We start from the raw sequence: 21,102 nt of genomic DNA, 5'->3' as shown, positions 1-21,102 counted from the left end.
GAAGAGGAGCTAAATGAGCTATCCTTTTATAAAGATGCCAGACGGATTAGTACTTGACGAAAAAACAGCAAATGAAAATTATGGTAAGTTTATTATGCAGCCCCTCGAAAGAGGATTTGGTGTTACTTTAGGGAATTCTCTTAGAAGAGTTCTCTTATCATCTTTAACCGGCGCTGCAATTAATGCGGTTAAGATAGAAGGTGTTTTGCACGAATTTACTTCGGTGCCCGGAATAGTTGAAGATGTTACGGAAATCGTTCTAAATCTTAAGCAAGTTAGAATGAGAATCATCAATAAGAAAGCTACAAAATTAGAATTATCACTAAAAGGTCATGGTGAATTAAAAGCAAAAGATCTTCAAGATGCTTCTGCAGATATCGAAATTCTAAATCCAGATCTTCATATCGCTACTTTGAACAAAGAAGCTAACTTAGTAATGGAGTTGAGATTTGGGTTTGGTAAAGGATATGTTCCAAGTAATGAGCAAAAAATTCAAGATCAAACAATTGGGTTGATTCCAATAGATTCAATTTATACTCCGATAAAAAACGTTAGATACGATGTTGAAAACGTACGAATCGGTGAAAGTAATGATTTTGAAAAATTATCTATCGAAGTAACAACCGATGGTTCAATTACACCGGAAGACGCATTAAGCGGTGCGGCTAATATTCTCAGAGATCATATCAATTTGTTTATCAATTTTGATATGACACAAGAAGAAGATAAAGTAGAAAACGAGAAAGACGCGGAGTCTGAAAGAGTCAAAAAGATTCTACTTACAAGCGTTGATGATTTGGAATTGAGTGTTCGTTCACACAATTGTTTAAAAGCTGCAAACATCAAAATTCTTGGTGATCTTGTAAGAAAAGACGAAAGTGAAATGCTCAAATTCAGAAATTTCGGAAGAAAATCTTTAGCAGAATTAATTGAGATTGTTGAAAACTACGGTCTCGAATTTGGAATGGACGTTGATAAATATATTATCGAAAAAACTGAAACAAACTAATAAATCCCGTAAGGTTTAAGAATGAGACACAGAGTTAAAGGTAGAAAATTAGGAAGAACCGCTAGTCATAGACGAGCTACTTTAAATGAATTAGCTACACAGTTGTTAAGATACAAGAAAATCAAAACAACAGTGGCAAAAGCTAAAGAAACTAAAAAGTTTGTAGAACCGTTGATTACTAAAGCAAAGAATGATAATATTGGTTCTAGAAGACACATTGCAAAGTTCATTAAAGATAAAGAAGTGCTTAAAGAACTCTTTGGCGAAATTGTTGAAAAGATCGGCGATAGACCGGGTGGTTATACTAGAGTTGTAAAACTTGGACATCGTTTAGGTGACGCTGCTGAATTAGCAATTGTTGAATTAGTTGATTACAACGAAATCCATGCTCAAAAGAAAGAAGCTAAGGATAAAGCTGAATCAAAAACAACCAAATCTAAAAAAGCACCTAAGAAGGAAGAAGCTGCTGATGCTGATGTAGTTGAAGAAACAAAAGAAAAACCGAAGAAAACAACAAAAGCAAAATCTACCGGTGCGAAAAAAACAACCACAGCTAAAAAAGAAACAAAATCTAAAAAGTCAGATAAAGAAGACAAAGGTGAAGATAAATAAGTAACTTCCTGTTAGTTTTATTAAATTGAGAGAGTAACCATTGGTTACTCTTTTTTTTTGCATATGATGAATATAACCTTTATAAAATCCGTCAAGTTGATGAATCAACTTCCGAAATTGATTATGCCGGAAATCGTGCTGGCGGGAAGATCAAATGTCGGAAAGTCTTCATTTATTAATAATATATTTAACCGTAAGAATATAGCATTGACAAGCTCCAATCCAGGTAAAACGAGATTAATTAATTATTATAACGTTGATGATAAATTTTATATTGTAGATTTGCCCGGTTTCGGTTATGCCAAAGTTTCAAAAAAAGAAAGAGAAGAATGGCATAAACTAATTGGTAATTATTTTCGGAGTGATCGACAAATAGTTACAATTTTTCATTTGATTGACGCTCGGCATCACCCAACTGATTTAGATCTGTTATTGAATGAATTATTGATTTCTCTTCAACTTCCATACACGCTGGTATTAAATAAAGTTGATAAACTTAAACAATCTGAAATTGCTAGACGTAAATCAGAGATAAGAGATTATTTCCCCGAAGCCTCATACGGGGACAATCTTTTGCTTCACTCGGCTGTAAAAGGAACCGGTAAAAAAGAAATCGTTTCTCGACTCCATAAGCTATTCTATTAATGAATTTTTGCTGAACTTTTGTTATTATACATCGCTTTTTTTCAACTTCTTAACAACAAAACTATATTATGGGATTAAGTGTAAGAAATAGGAAACGAATTTTAATCTTCTCACTTATTCCTGTGCTGATTGCAATTCTGTTCCTAGCCGAAGATCTAGTATTAAAAATTATTTCCGCTGCAGTACTTGTGCTTTATGTCGGATTCATAATTTTTTTAAGAGATAGTGTTAGAGAAGAATCCTTTGATACAAAATTTGATGAAGTCCCATCTGAGCCTGATCAACAAATTGATTCAGAACCAAAAAACAAAAACTACGAATTTGATGACGGTGAAGATTTTAAAATATTATCACCATCAAAAATAGAAGTAATTACAAGCGAAAATTATACTCCCAGCTATCATGATAATAAATCAAGAGATTTCTTTAAGCCATCGGATTTAAAACAAAACTTTGCTCAAATTGCTACGGAGGAACTTCCTGAAAATGTAAGTCATGATGAGCAGTTCGCATTTGTATTAGAAAAAATACTGAATGTTGTTAAAGAAGCTTACATGGCGCATACATCAATTTTCTTTTGGTACAACAAAAGTAAAGAAAGATTAACATTAGAGAAGTTTGTCTCAAGCTCAGCCGAATTTATAACGGAACAAAAATTTGAAATTGAAGATGATATTCTAAGCAAAATAGTTAAGAAAGAGGAACCCGAACTTCTTACGGATATTACACCTAACGCTGAAAGGGATGTTATTCGTTATTATAATTCTAAACAAGGGATAAAAAGTTTTGTTGGTGTTCCATTATTTTATGGCAAATCATTAGCCGGTGTCTTAGCCTTGGATTCAAAAGTGCACGATGCTTTTGGAATCGAAACCATTTATTCATTAGGTAGATTTGTAAGAGTGCTCTCAATTATAATCTCACTTTTTGAGGATAAATTTGCCGAATCTCAAGCGGAACAAAGATTAAAATCATTACTTAGTGTTCTCAATATCGAAAAAAAATTTGCTAATGAAAAAGAACTTTTCGCTTTGATGGAAACTTCGGTTAAAGATTTGCTGCAATGGAATTCATTTGTTTTTGTGTACTTTGATCCAACCGATCAAAAATTCCGCACTTCCAAAATTGTAAATAAAACAACGCTTAAATATATCGGTGAAAATTTTGAAGTTGAATTAGGCGGTACACTGGTTGGTAAAGCAATTCTAAGTGGTATGCCGATAAAAATTGATGATACTTCCACCGGAGAATATTTTAGATTCTCAAAAAATGAAGACATAAGTTTTGACGGTTCATTTTTGGCTATACCTCTGATATATGATGATCAGAATTATGGTGTACTCTGTTTTGAATCATTAAAGAAAAATCTTTATACAACGGAAGACGTTCACTTCATGAAACAAGCAACAAAAATCTTTTCTTTTATGGTTCATTCTTTTTCAGCTCAAAAAGTATTAAAGGGCTTACTCTCTGTTGATATTGAAACAAAGACTCTAAATCAAGAAACGTTTATAACACAATTACGAAATGATCTGGTAAAAGCAAACGAGATGGGTGCCGAAGGAGCGATAGCATTAATAAAAATTGACGAGTTCATTGAGGAAGAGTCATTGTTTGAAAGTAACCCTTTCCCAAAAGTATTGAAATCTATTGCTAATATTATAAAAGAGGAAATTACTCCCGTTAATCTGCTTGGTAGATTGGATGAGCGACTCTTTGGAGTTTATTTCTTTAATGCATCGACAAAAGATGTGTTTTTATGGGCGGAGAAGTTAAGAATTAAAATTGCACGCAAACCTATTGCAGTTGTAACAAAACAGACTACATTTACAGTTTCAGTTGGAGTGGCTTCCGCTTCGGGCAAAACAGATGTGAAAATTGTTTTGGAAAATGCTGAACTTGCACTCAATAAAGCTCTCGAAAAAGGGGGCAATACCGTAAAAAGTATAAACTAATTTTGAATAATTTTTTTACAATCATATTAGATGGTGTTGGGATCGGGGAATTACCCGACGCGGATAAATATGGAGATAAAGGAAGTAATACTCTTGGTAATATGGCTGATTTGTTGGGTGGACTTGATTTACCGAATCTGCAAAATTTTGGTTTAGGTAATGTAGCAGAAATTAAAGGAGTTCCCGCCGTACAAAAATCTATAGCATCCTTTGGTAAAATGAAAGAAGTATCAAAAGGAAAGGATTCTACAAGCGGACATTGGGAAATCGCCGGTCTAAAATTGGATTTTGATTTTCCTTATTACCCTGATGGATTCCCAAAAGAATTAATTGACAAGTTTATTTCGAAATGTAACTTAAAAGGAATACTTGGGAATAAACCCGCCTCCGGAACGGCAATTATTGAAGAACTTGGCAATGAGCATGTTAAAACCGGTTTCCCGATAATTTATACGTCAGCTGATTCGGTATTTCAAATTGCCGCTCATGAAGAGATAATTCCGTTAGATAGACTTTACGAAATTTGTAAAATTACTCGTGAAGAAATTTTAATTAATGAGCATGCTGTGGGAAGAATTATTGCTAGACCGTTTATCGGAAAAGCAGGTAACTATGAACGAACAACTAATCGAAAAGATTTTTCATTAAATCCACCTTCTAATACAATATTAGATTATCTCCAACAAAATAAAATTCAAACAGTTGGTATTGGCAAAATTAATGACTTGTTCAACTACAAAGGAATTGATATAGTAGAAAAGACAAAGTCTAACAGTGAAGGAATGTCAAAGTTATTGAATTATTCAAAAAGAGTTTCTAATTCCTTTGTATTTGCAAACCTAGTTGATTTCGACGTCTATTTCGGGCATAGAAATGACCCGGAAGGTTTTCATAAAGCATTAAAAGAGTTTGATGACTGGCTGCCAAATTTTACTGAATCTTTAGATTTATCTGATGCATTACTGATTACTGCTGATCATGGAAACGATCCCACCACACCTAGTACCGATCACAGCAGAGAATATGTGCCTGTTCTATTTTATAGAAAGAATATTAAAGGGATTAATCTAGGAATTCGGGAGACATTTTCAGACGCTGCCCAAACTATAGCACATTATTTTAAAGTAAATAACAATTTGGAAGGAACAAGTTTTTTAAATGAGTTTTAAATTCTTACGCATTGGGATAGATGAATTATTCAATGTCTAATAAAACCGGTGAGGTCAACAATTCAAAAGAAAGATTCGAAAAAGTGATCGATAAAGATTTGCTAAAGAGGATAGTCCAAGCTCAATCACTTCCTGAAGAAATTGTGATAGATTTTTTGAAATGTAAAAGTTCTCTTTATAATACAGATTTTGTTTCTAGGATTGTATATTGAGTAAAGATAAAAACGAATACTTGATTGACACCGATGTTCTTGTTGATCATCTAATTTATAAGGGAAATGAAAAATCCCACCTCGAAAAATTAATGGAGTCTGGAATTTGTTTCACAACTGTTATAAATTCCGCTGAATTATATTTTACTGTTCGCGATAATATTGAAAAAGATTCCGTTGATGCATTGATGAAAGCCGTTACTGTTTTGGGTTTTCATGCGCGTTACAGTTTATTGGTTTCGGAATTTACAGAAAAGGTAAATAGTGTAAGAGATGCATTGTTCTGTGTGACAGCAAAAATAAATAAACTGAAAGTTGTTACAGAAAATATAAATAGATATTCAAATACCGAATTAGAAATAATTGACCCGAAAAATTTGTGAGGTAGCTTATGATGTTAGGTAAAGTAATTGGAACTGTTTGGTCAACCCGTAAAGATGAAAATCTTGTCGGGTCAAAGTTTTTGATTGTTAGAGAACTCGACTTAGATTATAAACCACTGAATAATTATGTGGTAGCTGTAGATTCAGTTGGTGCCGGGGTCGGTGAGATTATTTTGGCTGCTCAAGGAAGTTCAGCGCGTCAAACAGCAATAACGAAAAATAAACCCGTTGATGCTGTTATAATGGCAATTGTTGATAAACTTGACATAAGTGTTAAAGAGAAATTAACTGAAGCAGATAAGAACTGATGATACTTGGACGTGTAATAGGAACAATTTGGGCGACTCGAAAATATGAGTCATTGAAAAATTATAAAATGCAATTTGTTCAACCAATTAACTCGAAAAAAGAAGATATTGGTAGGCCAATTGTTGCATTAGATACAATAGGTGCCGGACCTGGTGAGATTGTGTACTACATTACCGCCAGTGAAGCTGTCATCCCGTTAACTGTTGACATGGCTCCCGTTGATGCTTCAATTGTTGGGATTGTTGATTCAATAAACTCTGAACTTAATTAGGAGATGTTGTTTTGAAGATCACTAAACAATTCACCAATCGTGAAAGTCAATCGTTAGATAAATATTTGCAAGAAATCGGTAAAGTTGATCTGCTTACTGCCGACGAGGAAATTGAACTTGCAATAAAAATTAAAAAAGGTGACCAATCAGCTTTAGAGAAACTAGTAAAAGCTAATTTACGATTCGTTGTTAGTGTAGCAAAGCAATATCAAAATCAAGGACTAACTCTTGGTGACCTTATTAATGAAGGTAACTTAGGACTAATTAAAGCAGCAAAAAGATTTGATGAAACCCGCGGATTCAAATTTATTTCTTATGCTGTTTGGTGGATTAGACAATCAATTTTACAAGCTCTTGCCGAGCAATCTAGGATAGTAAGACTTCCATTAAATAGAGTCGGTGCGCTTAATAAAATCGGTAAAGCATACAGTAACTTAGAACAAGAATTTGAAAGAGAACCAAGCGCAAGTGAACTAGCTAAAGAATTGGAAATGGATATTAATGAAGTTTCCGATACTCTGAAAATTTCAGGCAGACATATTTCTATGGATGCACCTTTCACTCAAGGTGAAGAAAATAGACTGCTTGATGTGTTAGAAAACGATCAACAACCCTCTCCCGATTTTAGCTTAATGTCAGAATCACTTAAGAGTGAAGTTGAACGTGCTCTCGCAACTTTAACGGAACGTGAAGCTGAAGTTATCAAATTATATTTTGGTTTAGGTACAGAACACAGTTTAACATTAGAAGAGATAGGCGAAAAATTCAATTTAACTCGTGAGCGGGTTCGTCAAATAAAAGAGAAAGCAATAAGACGATTAAGACACGCTTCGAGAAGTAAGAACCTAAGAACTTACCTCGGATAGTTTCCATGCAATACAGATTTTATCTCGCTTCCTTAATAGTTGTGTTATTGACTTGGCTTATATTCGGTTGTTCACCCTCCTCACAATCCGATCGTTATAACCGTCCAAAAGAAGTAGAAGAAAAACAACCTTCCTCGGTAAGGTTTACTTCCACTGAGAATACGGATACATCAACAGTTTATAATATTCCAGATGAACTTGAGGAATTTGATGATATTCCGGTTGAGGATGTACCAGTTGATACACGAGAGTTTATTGGTAAATACGAAAGAATGCAATCACTTAGTTCGGCTTTTACAACGAGAGAAAAAATATTGTTTGAAATTATATCTTATCTTGAAACTCCGTATAAATATGGAGGCGTCGATCGTAATGGAATTGACTGCTCTGCATTTACACAGCATGTATTTGATACCGCTATTGGACTTCAATTACCTCGAACTTCTAGTGAACAATTTAGTATCGGTGAATTAATATCCTCCAAATCGGAATTAACATTTGGTGATTTGATTTTCTTTAATACTACTCGACGATCGTACCCCGGGCATGTGGGTATCTATATAGGTGAAAATTTATTTGCACACGCCAGCCGATCATTAGGTGTTACAGTTTCCTCACTTGAAAGTTCATACTATAAAAAAAGATATGTTGGTGCCCGCAGAATCAAATGAGTTATCATATCTTTAAATTGAATTTCAACATCAAATCGGTTAAATTTATCTCTTAAAAAACAGGGAGAGCAAATGGAATACAGAATTGAAACAGATACTATGGGTGAAGTAAAAGTTCCGGCTGATAAATATTATGGCGCACAAACAGCTAGATCATTAATGAATTTCAAAATTGGTGGTGAAACTTTTCCTCGCGAAATAATTAGAGCCTTAGGAATATTAAAGAAAGCTGCCGCTCAAACAAATCAAGAACTCGGTATGTTAACCAAGGAAAAAGCCGAGTTGATTGTAAAAGCAGCTGATGAAGTTATTGAAGGAAGGTTAGATGATCATTTTCCGCTAGTAGTTTGGCAAACCGGAAGCGGAACACAAACAAACATGAACTCAAATGAAGTTATCGCCAACCGAGCTATTGAAATAGCCGGCGAAGAATTAGGAAGTAAAAAACCTATTCATCCTAATGATGATGTTAACAAAGCTCAATCTTCGAATGATACTTTTCCTACAGCTATGCATATTGCAGCAGTCGAACAAATAGTTAATCATTTAATTCCTCGTGTTACTAAACTTAGAGACGCACTTCAAGTTAAAGCAGAAGAATTCAAGAATATAATCAAAATAGGAAGAACTCACTTGATGGATGCTGTTCCGCTTACACTTGGTCAAGAGTTCTCAGCCTATGTACAACAATTGAGTTATGGTTTGAATAGAATTAATAGTTGTTTGCCACGATTAAAGGAATTAGCACTTGGTGGGACCGCAGTTGGAACAGGGTTAAATACTCATGAAAAATTTGCGGAATTATCTGCTGCAAAAATTTCAGAAATAACCGGATTAGATTTTGTAACAGCACCTAATAAGTTTGAGGCACTAGCAGCACACGACGCGATTGTAGAAGCCAGCGGCGTTATGAAAACATTGGCTGCCTCCCTGATGAAAATTGCTAACGATGTTAGATGGCTTGGTAGCGGTCCTCGTTGCGGTATTGGTGAAATTAATCTTCCTGCTAATGAACCAGGTAGTTCAATTATGCCTGGTAAAGTAAATCCAACTCAATCTGAAGCTATGACAATGGTTTGCGCTCAGGTTATGGGTAATGATGTTGCCGTAAACTTTGGTGGTGCAAGCGGCAATTTTGAATTAAATGTTTTCAAACCTGTCATGATCTACAATCTTTTACAATCAATCAGATTACTTGGTGATGCTTGTGATAGTTTTGCAGATCATTGTGTGGTAGGGATTGAAGCAAATGAGGTTAACATTGATAAAAATTTGCGTAACTCTTTGATGTTAGTTACTGCACTAAATCCTCATATCGGTTATGACAACGCAGCAAAAGTAGCAAAGAAAGCTTTTAACGATAACTCAACTTTAAAAGAAGCCGCAGTTGCGTTAGGATTGCTTACAGAGAAAGAATTTGATGAAAAAGTTAGACCTGAAAATATGATCGGGCCTAAAAAGTAATTTTGGAATTATGAGATAATAAAACTAGAATAAATGTATTTCCACAATTTAAAGCCGGTATTTCCGGCTTTTTTAAAAAATAAATTTATTAAAGATTGCTAGAAACCATTGTAAATATTTATTTAATTATTCAAAAGGATTTTGTAACCGGATTCAAAGCTTTATCATACAAACAATCCGGCACTGATGAAGAAAAGATAATATTTTTAAAAAAATCTGCTAAAGAAGATTTTGAATCAGCAATATTGTTTGAAGCACCGGTTGATAAGAAAGGGCAGTACATGCCTTATAGTCGTTTTGCTAAATTAGAGAAACAAGGAATGCATTATAGACTTTTCGAGGAAATATTTACCGAGTTTAACGTACCTGATAAACCGTTAATATGTGTTACACCAATTGTTGACGGTGAATTTTATGGTGAAGAATTTTAATATGGAGAAAGTAATGAACCAAACTAGTATCGAAAACATGTCGATTAACACAATAAGGTTTTTATCTGTTGATGGTGTACAAAAAGCAAATTCAGGCCATCCGGGAATGCCGATGGGTTGTGCTCCAATTGCATATTTGCTTTATCGAAAAATTATGAATCACAATCCAATGAATCCGAAATGGATAAATAGAGATCGATTTGTATTAAGTGCTGGTCACGGAAGTATGCTGCTATATAGTTCTCTACACTTATCAGGCTACAAAGTGACGATGGAAGATCTGCAAAACTTTAGGCAGTGGGGAAGTATTACTCCCGGTCATCCTGAATATGGATTAACCCCCGGGGTTGAAACTTCTACTGGTCCATTAGGACAAGGATTTGCAAACGCGATCGGTATGGCAACTGCACAAGCTTTTTTAAGCGCCAAATTTAATAAAGACAATTTTAAGATTTTGGATAATTACGTTTATGTTATTGCCGGTGATGGTGATCTTATGGAAGGTGTATCACATGAAGCCGCTTCATTTGCCGGACATAATAAAATTAATAAACTCATTGTTTTTTACGATAACAATAAAATTACGATAGACGGAAGCACATCGATTTCCATGTCGGATAATGCAGCAATGAGATTTGAAGCTTATGGCTGGTACGTTCAACATGTAAAAGACGTAAACGATTTAGAGAAATTAGAGGAAGCTGTAAGCAATGCGAAAAAGTCAGATAGACCAGCTTTGATTATAACAGATACACACATAGGTTATGGAAGTCCAAAGAAACAAGATACTTCCTCTGCTCATGGTTCCCCTCTAGGAGATGAAGAAGTTGCTGCGACAAAGAAAAATCTAAATTGGCCGGAAGGTAAAACCTTCTACATTCCTGAAGAAGTAAAGGAACATTTCGCGTTACTTAAGACTGAAGGTGCTACTAAAGAAGAAAAATGGAATAAATTATTCACTGAATATTCAGCGAAATATCCTGCAGAGGCTGAATTATTCCAAAAAGTAATGGTTGGTAATTTTGGTGATCAATGGAAGTCACTTCTCCCAAAATTTGAAAACTATGGTGAAAAACAAGCCACTCGAAATAGTTCTGAAAAAGTAATTAATTCAATTGCAGAAAATCTTCCCACATTATTTGGTGGCTCGGCTGATTTGGCTGCTTCTACTAATACAAAAATTAAAACTGATCCAGATTTTTCTGCTGAAAATAGAAACGGAAGAAATATAAATTTTGGTATTCGTGAATTTGGTATGGCAGCTATACTTAACGGCATGGCACTTTATGGCGGCGTGATTCCTTACGGTGCAACATTTTTAGTATTCTCAGATTATCTTCGTCCGGCAATTAGACTCGCATCTCTCTCACACATAAGACCAATATATGTTTTCACTCACGATAGTATTGGCTTAGGAGAAGATGGACCGACTCACCAACCGGTTGAACATCTTTCTTCGCTTCGAGCAATTCCCGGTTTAGTTGTTATTCGTCCTTCCGATGCAAATGAGACAACTTATGCATGGCAAGCCGCAATTAAGCATAAATCAGGCCCCGTTGCGATAGTATTAACACGACAAAAGATTAAAATAATTGACCGAAATAAATATGCATCGGCTGAGGGATTAAAAAAAGGCGCATATATAATTAAAGATACCAAAGGTAAACCGGATGCTATTCTTTTCTCAACAGGTTCGGAAGTAGACCTAGCAATAAATGCTTCAGAAAAATTGGAAACTCAAGGAATAAAAACTCGAGTAGTTAGTTTTCCTAGTTGGGAATTGTTTGAGATGCAAGATGATGAATATAAAAATTCTATTATTCCAAAAGATATAAAAGTTAGAATATCAATTGAGGCCGGTGTTAAACAAGGATGGGAAAAATATGTTGGTGACGCCGGAGAGTGTATCAGTATCGAAAAGTTTGGGGCTTCTGCACCGCTTGAAGTAATTTTTGAAAAATATGGTTTTAGTATTGAGAATATAGTTAATAGAACAAAAGCGTCATTAGGTAAATAATTTTAACGCGGTTGTTAATTACTATGATTTGCAACCGCTTTTTTTAAATAAGATATTTTATCAAAACAAACCCGCCGATCAATAATACTGTAAAAGCGATTGCAAGTAAATTAAAATATTTGTCGATGAAGCTTTTTATCTGAGGTCCGAATCTCCAAATTAAGTAAGCAACAAGAAAGAAACGTGCAGCTCTGCTTATAATTGAGGCTATTACAAACAACATGAGATTAATCTCGAATGCTCCACCAGATATGGTAAAAACTTTATAGGGAATTGGTGTGAATCCGGCAGTAAAAATTATCCAAAAATTCCATTCGTCGTAAAGACTTTTTACATTATAAAAAATTTCTTGCGTAAAACCCGGTATGTTATCAAAAAAGAAAAGTGCGATTGCGGAAAAACTATCGTCTGTACCCCACCAAAGAAAATGTCCGATAGCGTAACCGAGTAAAGCCCCTAATACTGAACCGACTGTACTATTAATTGCGAACTGAAACGATTTTGTCCTTGCACCTAAAGCTAACGCAATTAATAAGGCATCAGGCGGAATCGGGAAGAAGGATGCTTCTGCAAAAGCTAAAATAAATAAAGCTATTGGCCCGTAAGGAGTTTCGGCCCAGTGTAGCATCCAGTCATATATTTTCCGAATTAATTTCATCTTTTTAGAATAATAAACCGCAATAATACTAAAATTATCATCCCTAAAGAAATTATTTCATATACAGGATATTCATATTTTTAATCGGATTTTATTGCAATTTTTACCTCACCCACGTAAATTAAGACCCTAACTTTGAAGGAGAGAAGAATGCCTATTTATAAGGACTTTAAAACAATTCCGCAATTGTTTTTTCAGATTACAAAGGAGTTTGCAGTTGGTAAAAATCGTCCAGTTTTGAGATATAAATATACAAGCGAATACTCCGATATATCATATCAACAATTATTTGATACAACTGAAAAATTTGCAAATGGATTAGCATCTCTGGGTGTAAAAAGAAATGATAAAGTTGCAATAATTGCAGAGAATCGCCCTGAATGGGTTTATTCAGATATGGCAATATTAGGTCTTGGTGCAATAGATGTGCCTTTGTATCCCATTTCAACCTCGGAAACAATTCAGTTTATTCTTAACAATTCCGAATCGGTAGGCATTATTGTTTCAAATAAGTTTCAGTTAAATAAGGTATTGAAGATTAGAAACGAATGTAAAAATCTGAAGTTTATTATTGTAATGAACAATGAAGATGCTGGGAATGAGCAAGATGTTTATTCATTCCAGAATGTATTGGATAAAGGCACTCAATTTAAATCTGAAAATCCTAATCATTTTGAGGAAAGTGCCAAACTTTGTAACGAAGATGATTTGTGTACCATTATTTATACATCCGGTACAACCGGTGAACCAAAAGGTGTAATGTTGACTCATAAAAATATTGTTTCGAACGTTAAAGCAGCTCACGAAATTTTCCATATTGATGAAAATGATATTTTCCTTTCTTTCTTACCCCTCTGTCATATCTTTGAAAGAATGGCGGGTTATTACACTGCATTCTCGTGTGGTGGTATGATATGTTATGCCGAAAGTATAGAAAAAGTTGCTCAGAATATGGGCGAGATAAAACCAACAATTATGACTGCAGTTCCAAGACTTTTCGAAAGAATTTACAGTAGAATAAAACGCAATGTTGAATCACAGCCGGCGAAAAAACAGAAAATATTTAACTGGGCATTAGAGGTCGGCAGAAATTATATGGATGCTAAAAAGAGCAGAGATGGTGTCCCGATCGGACTAGCTGTTAAAAGAGCTTTGGCTGATAAATTAGTTTATAAAAAATTACGTGAACGAACAGGCGGAAATTTAAGATTCTTTATCTCAGGCGGTGCTGCATTATCGCGCGACCTCGGACAATTTTTTGAATCGGTTGGATTACTTGTAATTGAAGGATATGGATTAACTGAATCTTCTCCCGTTATTTCTGCCAACCGATTGAACGATTATAAGTTCGGTTCTGTTGGCAAACCTATGCCCGGAGTTGAAGTCAAAATTGCACAGGATGGTGAAATATTAGCCGCGGGTCCAAACATAATGCAAGGTTATTACAAAAATAAAAAAGAAACTGAAGAGACAATTAAAGATGGTTGGCTGCATACTGGTGATATCGGAGTGTTTGATGCAGAGGGATTCTTAATTATTACTGACCGTAAAAAACATCTTTTCAAAACTTCGGGTGGAAAATATATTGCGCCAACCCCGATCGAAAATATGTTTCTTGCAAGTAAATATATTGATCAATTTGTATTAATTGGTGATAGAAGAATGTTTTTAAGCGCATTAATTGTTCCGGATTTTGAAGCATTAAAAGAATATGCAGACGCAAATAGAATTCAATACAAAACCGCGGAAGAGTTAATTGAGAAAAAACAGATCAATGAACTACTTGAAAAAGAACTTGGTGAATTTCAGAAAAAACTAGCCAATTATGAAAGAGTAAGAAAATTCAAAGTTCTTGATAAACCATTCTCGATTGAAGGCGGTGAAATGACTCCTTCATTAAAAATTAAAAGAAAAGTAGTTGAAGAAAGGTATTCTCATTTAATTGAAGAGATGTACAAAGGTATTGAGGGATAATTTTGGTATTCTTTAATATATTTTTTACCTTTGAAAGCCGTTCAATCTGAACGGCTTTATTTTTTAATCAAAAAGGAATTAAAGATGAGTGAAGCAAAAAAAGGTGATACCGTTAAAGTACATTATACTGGGAAACTAAACGATGGATCAGAATTTGATTCTTCAAAAGGGAGAGAACCTCTTGAATTTCAAATTGGTGAGCAACAAGTCATTGCCGGGTTTGAAAATGCGGTTATTGGTCTGAAAACGGGGGATTCGGTTACCGTGGAAATCCCAAGTGAAGATGCATATGGACCAAAAATTGACGAAATGGTTCTAAAAGTTGAAAAAAGTCAGCTCCCTGCTGAATTTAACCCTGAAGTCGGACAAAAATTTCAACTTCCTCAAGATAATGGACAAAATGTAATTGTTACGGTTACGGACCTGACTGACACACATATCGAATTAGATGCAAACCATCCACTTGCCGGTAAAGATCTTACCTTTGATATACAATTAGTTGAAATAGTATAATTATTTGTTAGGGATAATCCTTAGATTCCGGGTTAGACCCGGAATCTTTCCCTACACTAATTGCAAAATACCGATACAAGCCACTTCATTCCAAATCTAATTTCTTAAAAATTTCTTATATTTAGAGCTAATTAAAAATGGTTTTTACGTGGAAAAAGAAAAGATTTTGGTCACATCGGCGTTGCCTTATGCCAATGGTCCTATTCATCTAGGACATCTCAGCGGCGCTTATTTACCGGCAGATATTTATGTGAGATATCATCGACTTAAAGGTAGTGATATTCTTTATATATGCGGTTCGGATGAACATGGAGTACCTATAACAATCACAGCAGATAAAGAAAAAGTTAAACCGCAAGTAATTATTGACCGTTATCATAATATCAACAAAGAAGCTTTTGAAAAATTTGGAATGTCCTTCGACATTTATTCACGAACTTCACTTCCAATTCATCATGAAAACGCTCGAAATTTTTTCAAGAGTTTTTATGATCAAGGACTTCTAAAAGAAAAAAAATCATTACAGTTTTATGATGAAAAAGCTAAAATGTTTTTACCTGATAGATATGTTGAAGGTACTTGTCCGAAATGCGGATACGAAGAAGCACGAAGTGATGAATGTGAAAGTTGCGGATCATTATATGATCCATCGGAATTAAAAAATCCCAAAAGTAAAGTAACCGGAGAAACTCCAAAATTAAAAGAAACCTCTCACTGGTTTTTCCCGCTCGGAAACTTTCAAGATCGAATTGAAAAATATATAGATGAAATGCACGAAAAGTATAATTGGAAAGACAATGTTCTAAAATATTGTAAAAATTGGTTCAAAGAAGGTTTAGGCGATCGTGCAATTACTCGGGATTTAGACTGGGGAATAAAAGTCCCACTTGATAATGCTGAAGGAAAAGTAATCTATGTATGGTTTGAAGCCGTGCTCGGTTATATCTCTGCCACTATGGAATTATCGAAACAGAAAAATGATTCGCAACTTTGGAGAAAATATTGGCAGGATGAAAAAACAAAATATGTTGCATTTATTGGTAAAGACAATATTGTGTTCCATACAATTATTTTTCAAGCAATACTAATGGCTTGGAATGATGTTAATGAGGAAAAATTTATTATGCCGCAAAATGTTCCGGCTAATGAATTTCTAAATTTTGAAGGAAAGAAATTTTCAAAATCGCGTGGTTGGGGAATAGACGTGATCGATTTTCTAAATCTTTTCCCGGCAGATTCTCTTCGTTACACACTCGCGTCAAATTTACCCGAAAATAAAGACACTGATTTTTACTGGAAGGAATTTCAATCAAAAAATAATGATGAATTGGCCGATATCTTAGGTAACTTTATCAACAGAACATTTACATTCGTCCATAAAAATTTTGAAGGAAGAGTTCCGGAACAATCCAAGCTAGCTGATATCGATAAAGAAATGATTTCTCTATTAGAGTCCTATCCTAAAAAAGTAAGTGACCTTATAGAAAAATATAAAATAAAAGAAGCCACACTAGAGGTTATGAATTTAGCTCGTGCCGGTAACAAATATTTTAACGATTCTCAGCCATGGAAAACTATTAAATCAGATAAAGAGAAATGCGGCACTACGCTAAATATTTGTTTACAGACTATATATAGTTTGGCAATATTGATAAATCCGATTATCCCAACTTCATCAGAAAGAATTCTGGGAATGTTGAATGCAAAACTTACTGATTGGTTCTCAAATACTGGAAAGAATTTAGATGACGGTCACCGATTACATGAAGCCAGTATATTATTTACAAAGATTGAGGATGAAGTGATCGAAAAACAAATTAATAAGTTAGGAAAAACTGATGTCGAAGTAATTGAAGAGGAACAAATCTCGATAGAAGATTTTACTAAGATAAAATTAAAAGTCGCAGAAGTTATTGAAGCTGAGAATATCCCCAAAAGTGACAAGCTTCTAAAACTTCAGGTTAAAATTGGTGACGAAAAAAGACAAGTTGTTGCCGGTATAGCAAAAAGCTATAAACCGGAACAATTAGTTGGCAAAAAGGTTATAATAGTTTCAAATTTGAAGCCTGCTAACCTTTTTGGAAATGAGTCACAAGGAATGATCTTAGCGGCTGATTGCGGTGAGGGTGTTTCAGTTATTGAAGTCGATCAACATGTTCCATCCGGAGCAAAAGTCAAGTAACTTATATCTATGAATTTAAATACGAAAACCGTACGAAATAGAACATTAAAAATTAGTCAGCAAAAGGCTCGGGAAATTTCTAAAACTCTAATTCAATTAGATTCTAAAGCGTCTATTTCGAAAATAAGGAATACAACAATCCGGCAGGATACATTTGAGGCACTTCAATTTATGCCGGATAATTTTGTTGATCTTTTAATTCTTGATCCACCTTATAATCTTTATAAAACTTTCAACTCGAGTACATTTACAAAAAAGAACATAAATGAATACGCTGAATGGATTGATGACTTAATAAAAAGAGTATTTCATACATTAAAAGAAAATGCATCAATTTATTTTTGCTCTGATTGGTATAGTTCAACTTCGGTACACCTAGTTTTAGAAAAATATTTTAAAGTAAGAAATCGAATTACTTGGGAACGCGAAAAAGGTAGAGGTTCTAAATCAAACTGGAAACAAAACTCCGAAGACATTTGGTTTTGTACTCTCGGCAACAATTATACATTTAATGTAGAAGACGTTAAACTTAAACGTAAAGTCATTGCCCCTTATAAAAATGAAAACGGTGAACCAAAAGATTGGGATGGGACAAACGGCAATTTTAGAATTACTTACCCATCAAATATTTGGACGGATATTTCGGTTCCGTTTTGGTCAATGCCCGAGAATACGGAACATCCAACACAAAAACCGGAGAAGTTGATTGCAAAGTTGGTTTTAGCTAGTACTAATAAAAATGATTTTGTCTTTGATCCTTTTCTGGGTTCAGGTACATCATCTGTCGTTGCAAAAAAATTAGGACGTAGTTATTGCGGAATTGAAATAGACCCAAAATTTGCCGCCATTTCGGAATATCGTTTAGTTAACACAAATAAGAATGATAAAATCCAAGGCTACACAGACAAAGTTTTTTGGGAAAGAAATACTTTGTCCTATCAATCTAAAAACGGAAACAACAAAATTTTTTAGTAAAATAAATGCAAGGGTAATATATGCGAAAAGTATTAATGATTGTCTTAAATGTTCTTCTAATATCACTTTTAATTTCATGTTCATCGAGTGAACAAACAGTTGTTGCTAAATATGGGCAAGAGGAAATCACATATACTGAATTGAAAGATGCTTTCTATAATAATTTAAGTGAATCAGAAAAGTCTAAAGCCGACTCAACCGAAGATATTAAAGAGTTTTTACCACTATATGTTAACTATAAGATGAAACTAAGAGACGCAAAAGTTCGAGGCTTCGATCATGATCCGGTAGTACAAAAGGAAATTGATGATTATACAAAAACTGTCGGTATTCCCTACATAGAAGAAAAATATATAATAGAGCCCGGTTTAAAAGATTTTTACGAAAAAAGAAAAATCGAAAAACGAATTAAACATATTCTGATTAGAACCGATTCGATCAGCACTGAAGAAGCTATAGACAAAGCCAATGAAATTCTTACTAGAATTAAAAACGGTGAAAATTTTGAAAAACTTGCTTATGAAAATACTGATGATGATTTCTCGAGAGCTGATAGTGGTGATGTGTATTGGTTAACTGCCGGACAAACTGTCCCCGAATTTGATGATGCAATGTATACTACAAATAAAGGTGAAGTATATCCGAACCCGATTCAAACTAAATATGGTGTTCATATTTTAAAAGTAGTTGATGAGCAGCCGCGTAAATATCAAATAAAAGCACGTCATATACTCGCTAGTTTTAGACAAGGTACGGGTCTTGATACTAATGCTGCCTTTGAAAAGATTAAAGAAGTTCAAGAAAGACTCAATGAAGGACAAGCTTTTTACGATCTGGCAATTAAATATTCAGATGACGAAGGCAGTGCACAGCGAGGCGGTGATCTTGGTTTCTTCCAAAGAAGAATGATGGTTCAACCCTTTGATGAAGCAGTTTTTAATTTAAAAGTTGGTGAAATCTCCGACATAGTTGAGACCCGTTTCGGTTATCATATTATTCAACTTGACGAGATAAAAGAATACCCTTCGTTCGAAGACGAGAAAGAAAGTTTTAAATCAACATATCAGCGTACCTTATTCGCTCCTCACAAGGAAAAGTATCTGAACAAATTGAAAGCTGAATACGGTTTTGAAATGAATGAAGATTTGAAAGCCAAAGTTAGTGTCGGAAACGATTCTCTAACATTCGGTGAAACTTATTGGACAAGTAAATTAAGAAATAACTATGGTGATAGTATAATTGTTAAAAGAAATGATGGGGACATAACACTTGATGGTGTGTTGGAATGGTTCAAAGACAATCCTAATTACCAAACATTCAAAATGACAGAGATGAATATGTTCAAAATGTTCTTAGATTATACATATGAATCATTGATGGCAAAAAAGGCTTTTGAGCTTAGAGAAGGTAATACAGAATTCGCAAAACTGATGAATGATTATCGCAATGGACTTTATATTTTCAAATTACAAGAAGAAGAAATTTGGAATAAGCTAGCAGTCGATACAACTCAACTTGAAGTTATCTACGAACAAAATAAGGATAGCTTTATTTGGCCAGATAGAGTCTCCTATTCGGTAATTTATAGACCTGATGAAAATAACATTAAGAAGGATTATAGTTTATTAAACGATGGTGCGGAATTCTCCACCATTCTTGAGGAAAATTCTAAAAATGCAAAACTAAGAAGTAAATCCGGTGAGAAATTATTACAAAACGTTAATTCTAGTGAAGTGGCAAAGGCTGCTAACAACTTGTCGAACGAAGGGGATATTTCCCAACCGTTCAAAGTTGAAAACGATTGGTATATTGTTAAATTAATTGAAAAATTGCCATCACGAACTAAAAGTTTTGACGAAGCAAAATCGGAAGTGATGGGGATTTGGCAAGAACAACAGACTAAAAAATTAGAAGAAGAATACTTAAGTAATTTACGGAAAATATATGAACCGGAATTATATTATGACCGGTTATCAAAAACACATAGTAATTAGTTTAATATTAATTTTTATACTTGCCGTTTTTGGCTGTAAGGAAAAGGAAATTCCTCCAACCATTGTCGCAAAAGTTGGAGATAGAGTATTAACTGAGGAGAATCTAGATTCTTTGTTATTGTTTACTAACAACAAAAATAAATATAAAGAAGAAGTTGTTAGAGATTGGGTTGATTCCGAAATATTACAATTGGAATCAAGAGAGAAAGGAATATTTGCGACACAAGAATATCTCGAGCTTGTAAACGAAAGTAATAAAAGAATTGCAATTGCACTTTACTTAAGACAATTACTTAATGAACAAGAAAATAATATGGATGAAGTTGTTCTAAGAAATTATTACGAACAAAATAAAGATGAATTGTATATCTCAAATAAAGCTTTTGTTTTCAATAGAGCTTCGTTTTCGGATGAAACAAAAGCAATACAATTTAGATCCACACTTATTGAAAGTGATTGGAATAAAACTGTAAATGTTTTCTCGGGTGATAAATCAATTGTTGAATTTACAACAGAGAAGTTCTCTTATGATTATCAAATTATTTCAAATCAAGTTAGAATTGTTCTCAATAATCTGGAAGAAAGTGAAACAAGTATAATATTTGAAACGCAACCGGGTAACTTTAATATCGTTCAGCTGATTAGAGTGTTCGACCCGAATTCTATCCCGGATTATGAATATATCAAAGATTATGTTAAGCAAAGATATTTTGCTATGATAAATTCTCAAAAATATGACGAATTAATTCAAGACCTTTACTCAAAATACGATGTAATAATTAATAGGTAAAT

At 34.1% G+C, this 21,102-nt stretch carries 21 protein-coding genes; 20 read left to right on the top strand and 1 reads right to left on the bottom strand.

Annotation, left to right across the window (positions count from 1 at the left end; all coding sequences use genetic code 11):
• Positions 1-13 precede the first annotated feature (13 nt).
• From QY331_11080 to tkt, 14 genes are all read left to right on the top strand, one after another.
• On the top strand, positions 14-1,009 hold the full coding sequence (locus QY331_11080) for a DNA-directed RNA polymerase subunit alpha (GenBank protein WKZ68496.1): 996 nt from the start codon (positions 14-16) through the stop codon (positions 1,007-1,009).
• A gap of 21 nt (positions 1,010-1,030) precedes the next feature.
• Complete coding sequence (gene rplQ, locus QY331_11075) at positions 1,031-1,621, top strand: 50S ribosomal protein L17 (protein WKZ68495.1); 591 nt, start codon at positions 1,031-1,033, stop codon at positions 1,619-1,621.
• A gap of 63 nt (positions 1,622-1,684) precedes the next feature.
• A complete protein-coding gene (gene yihA, locus QY331_11070) occupies positions 1,685-2,266 on the top strand; it encodes a ribosome biogenesis GTP-binding protein YihA/YsxC (protein WKZ68494.1) in 582 nt (193 codons plus the stop codon).
• 68 nt (positions 2,267-2,334) lie between these two features.
• A complete protein-coding gene (locus QY331_11065; protein ID WKZ68493.1) occupies positions 2,335-4,221 on the top strand; it encodes a GAF domain-containing protein in 1,887 nt (628 codons plus the stop codon).
• 2 nt (positions 4,222-4,223) lie between these two features.
• The gene (locus QY331_11060; protein WKZ68492.1) at positions 4,224-5,390 is read left to right on the top strand and encodes a phosphopentomutase; all 1,167 of its coding nucleotides are present in this window, start codon (positions 4,224-4,226) and stop codon (positions 5,388-5,390) included.
• A gap of 32 nt (positions 5,391-5,422) precedes the next feature.
• Entirely contained in the window at positions 5,423-5,602 is a 180-nt protein-coding gene (locus tag QY331_11055; GenBank protein WKZ68491.1) for a hypothetical protein, read from the top strand.
• On the top strand, positions 5,599-5,985 hold the full coding sequence (locus QY331_11050) for a PIN domain-containing protein (protein ID WKZ68490.1): 387 nt from the start codon (positions 5,599-5,601) through the stop codon (positions 5,983-5,985). The genes QY331_11055 and QY331_11050 overlap by 4 nt, the downstream gene beginning before the upstream one ends.
• A gap of 8 nt (positions 5,986-5,993) precedes the next feature.
• Positions 5,994-6,293: a EutN/CcmL family microcompartment protein gene (locus tag QY331_11045; protein WKZ68489.1), complete on the top strand. Its 300-nt coding sequence runs from the start codon at positions 5,994-5,996 to the stop codon at positions 6,291-6,293.
• Entirely contained in the window at positions 6,293-6,565 is a 273-nt protein-coding gene (locus tag QY331_11040; GenBank protein ID WKZ68488.1) for a EutN/CcmL family microcompartment protein, read from the top strand. Before QY331_11045 ends, QY331_11040 begins: the two co-directional genes overlap by 1 nt.
• Before the next feature lie 11 nt (positions 6,566-6,576).
• Positions 6,577-7,431: a sigma-70 family RNA polymerase sigma factor gene (locus QY331_11035; GenBank protein WKZ68487.1), complete on the top strand. Its 855-nt coding sequence runs from the start codon at positions 6,577-6,579 to the stop codon at positions 7,429-7,431.
• 5 nt (positions 7,432-7,436) lie between these two features.
• A complete protein-coding gene (locus QY331_11030; protein WKZ68486.1) occupies positions 7,437-8,102 on the top strand; it encodes a C40 family peptidase in 666 nt (221 codons plus the stop codon).
• Between the two features lie 72 nt (positions 8,103-8,174).
• Positions 8,175-9,566 (top strand): class II fumarate hydratase, encoded by a 1,392-nt coding sequence (gene fumC, locus QY331_11025; protein WKZ68485.1) that lies wholly within the window; start codon positions 8,175-8,177, stop codon positions 9,564-9,566.
• A 95-nt stretch (positions 9,567-9,661) separates the two neighbouring features.
• On the top strand, positions 9,662-9,997 hold the full coding sequence (locus tag QY331_11020; protein WKZ68484.1) for a hypothetical protein: 336 nt from the start codon (positions 9,662-9,664) through the stop codon (positions 9,995-9,997).
• Positions 9,998-10,010: 13 nt separating this feature from the next.
• A complete protein-coding gene (tkt, locus tag QY331_11015; GenBank protein ID WKZ68483.1) occupies positions 10,011-12,014 on the top strand; it encodes a transketolase in 2,004 nt (667 codons plus the stop codon).
• 43 nt (positions 12,015-12,057) lie between these two features.
• Here tkt and QY331_11010 read toward each other — a convergent pair whose 3' ends face one another.
• On the bottom strand, positions 12,058-12,672 hold the full coding sequence (locus tag QY331_11010) for a DedA family protein (protein ID WKZ68482.1): 615 nt from the start codon (positions 12,670-12,672) through the stop codon (positions 12,058-12,060).
• A 150-nt stretch (positions 12,673-12,822) separates the two neighbouring features.
• Between QY331_11010 and QY331_11005 the strand changes: the two genes are divergently transcribed.
• The 6 genes from QY331_11005 to QY331_10980 all read left to right on the top strand — a co-directional run bounded on the left by QY331_11005 (position 12,823) and on the right by QY331_10980 (position 21,100).
• Positions 12,823-14,646, top strand: a complete 1,824-nt coding sequence (locus QY331_11005) for a long-chain fatty acid--CoA ligase (GenBank protein ID WKZ68481.1) — start codon at positions 12,823-12,825, stop codon at positions 14,644-14,646.
• Positions 14,647-14,730: 84 nt separating this feature from the next.
• Entirely contained in the window at positions 14,731-15,159 is a 429-nt protein-coding gene (locus QY331_11000) for a peptidylprolyl isomerase (GenBank protein WKZ68480.1), read from the top strand.
• Between the two features lie 148 nt (positions 15,160-15,307).
• Positions 15,308-17,341 carry a methionine--tRNA ligase gene (metG, locus tag QY331_10995; protein WKZ68479.1) on the top strand — a complete coding sequence of 678 codons (2,034 nt, stop codon included), beginning with the start codon at positions 15,308-15,310 and terminating at the stop codon, positions 17,339-17,341.
• Positions 17,342-17,512: 171 nt separating this feature from the next.
• Complete coding sequence (locus tag QY331_10990; protein ID WKZ68478.1) at positions 17,513-18,313, top strand: site-specific DNA-methyltransferase; 801 nt, start codon at positions 17,513-17,515, stop codon at positions 18,311-18,313.
• Between the two features lie 23 nt (positions 18,314-18,336).
• The gene (locus QY331_10985; GenBank protein WKZ68477.1) at positions 18,337-20,310 is read left to right on the top strand and encodes a peptidylprolyl isomerase; all 1,974 of its coding nucleotides are present in this window, start codon (positions 18,337-18,339) and stop codon (positions 20,308-20,310) included.
• A complete protein-coding gene (locus tag QY331_10980) occupies positions 20,261-21,100 on the top strand; it encodes a peptidylprolyl isomerase (protein ID WKZ68476.1) in 840 nt (279 codons plus the stop codon). Before QY331_10985 ends, QY331_10980 begins: the two co-directional genes overlap by 50 nt.
• The last annotated feature ends 2 nt before the right edge of the window (positions 21,101-21,102 follow it).

The sequence above is a fragment of the Melioribacteraceae bacterium genome (genome assembly GCA_030584085.1).
Taxonomy (GTDB): Bacteria; Bacteroidota; Ignavibacteria; order Ignavibacteriales; family Melioribacteraceae; genus SURF-28.
Note: the sequence above shows the minus strand (reverse complement) of the source record. Positions and strands in the feature narration are given on the sequence as shown.

Bases quoted from the DNA above. Each gene is read 5' to 3' on its own strand.
- QY331_11080 (WKZ68496.1), top strand. From the start codon at position 14: ATGAGCTATCCTTTTATAAAGATGCCAGACGGATTAGTACTTGACGAA.
- rplQ (WKZ68495.1), top strand. From the start codon at position 1,031: ATGAGACACAGAGTTAAAGGTAGAAAATTAGGAAGAACCGCTAGTCAT.
- yihA (WKZ68494.1), top strand. From the start codon at position 1,685: ATGATGAATATAACCTTTATAAAATCCGTCAAGTTGATGAATCAACTT.
- QY331_11065 (WKZ68493.1), top strand. From the start codon at position 2,335: ATGGGATTAAGTGTAAGAAATAGGAAACGAATTTTAATCTTCTCACTT.
- QY331_11055 (WKZ68491.1), top strand. From the start codon at position 5,423: ATGTCTAATAAAACCGGTGAGGTCAACAATTCAAAAGAAAGATTCGAA.
- QY331_11045 (WKZ68489.1), top strand. From the start codon at position 5,994: ATGATGTTAGGTAAAGTAATTGGAACTGTTTGGTCAACCCGTAAAGAT.
- QY331_11040 (WKZ68488.1), top strand. From the start codon at position 6,293: ATGATACTTGGACGTGTAATAGGAACAATTTGGGCGACTCGAAAATAT.
- QY331_11030 (WKZ68486.1), top strand. From the start codon at position 7,437: ATGCAATACAGATTTTATCTCGCTTCCTTAATAGTTGTGTTATTGACT.
- fumC (WKZ68485.1), top strand. From the start codon at position 8,175: ATGGAATACAGAATTGAAACAGATACTATGGGTGAAGTAAAAGTTCCG.
- tkt (WKZ68483.1), top strand. From the start codon at position 10,011: ATGAACCAAACTAGTATCGAAAACATGTCGATTAACACAATAAGGTTT.
- QY331_11010 (WKZ68482.1), bottom strand. From the start codon at position 12,672: ATGAAATTAATTCGGAAAATATATGACTGGATGCTACACTGGGCCGAA.
- QY331_11005 (WKZ68481.1), top strand. From the start codon at position 12,823: ATGCCTATTTATAAGGACTTTAAAACAATTCCGCAATTGTTTTTTCAG.
- QY331_11000 (WKZ68480.1), top strand. From the start codon at position 14,731: ATGAGTGAAGCAAAAAAAGGTGATACCGTTAAAGTACATTATACTGGG.
- QY331_10990 (WKZ68478.1), top strand. From the start codon at position 17,513: ATGCCGGATAATTTTGTTGATCTTTTAATTCTTGATCCACCTTATAAT.
- QY331_10985 (WKZ68477.1), top strand. From the start codon at position 18,337: ATGCGAAAAGTATTAATGATTGTCTTAAATGTTCTTCTAATATCACTT.
- QY331_10980 (WKZ68476.1), top strand. From the start codon at position 20,261: ATGAACCGGAATTATATTATGACCGGTTATCAAAAACACATAGTAATT.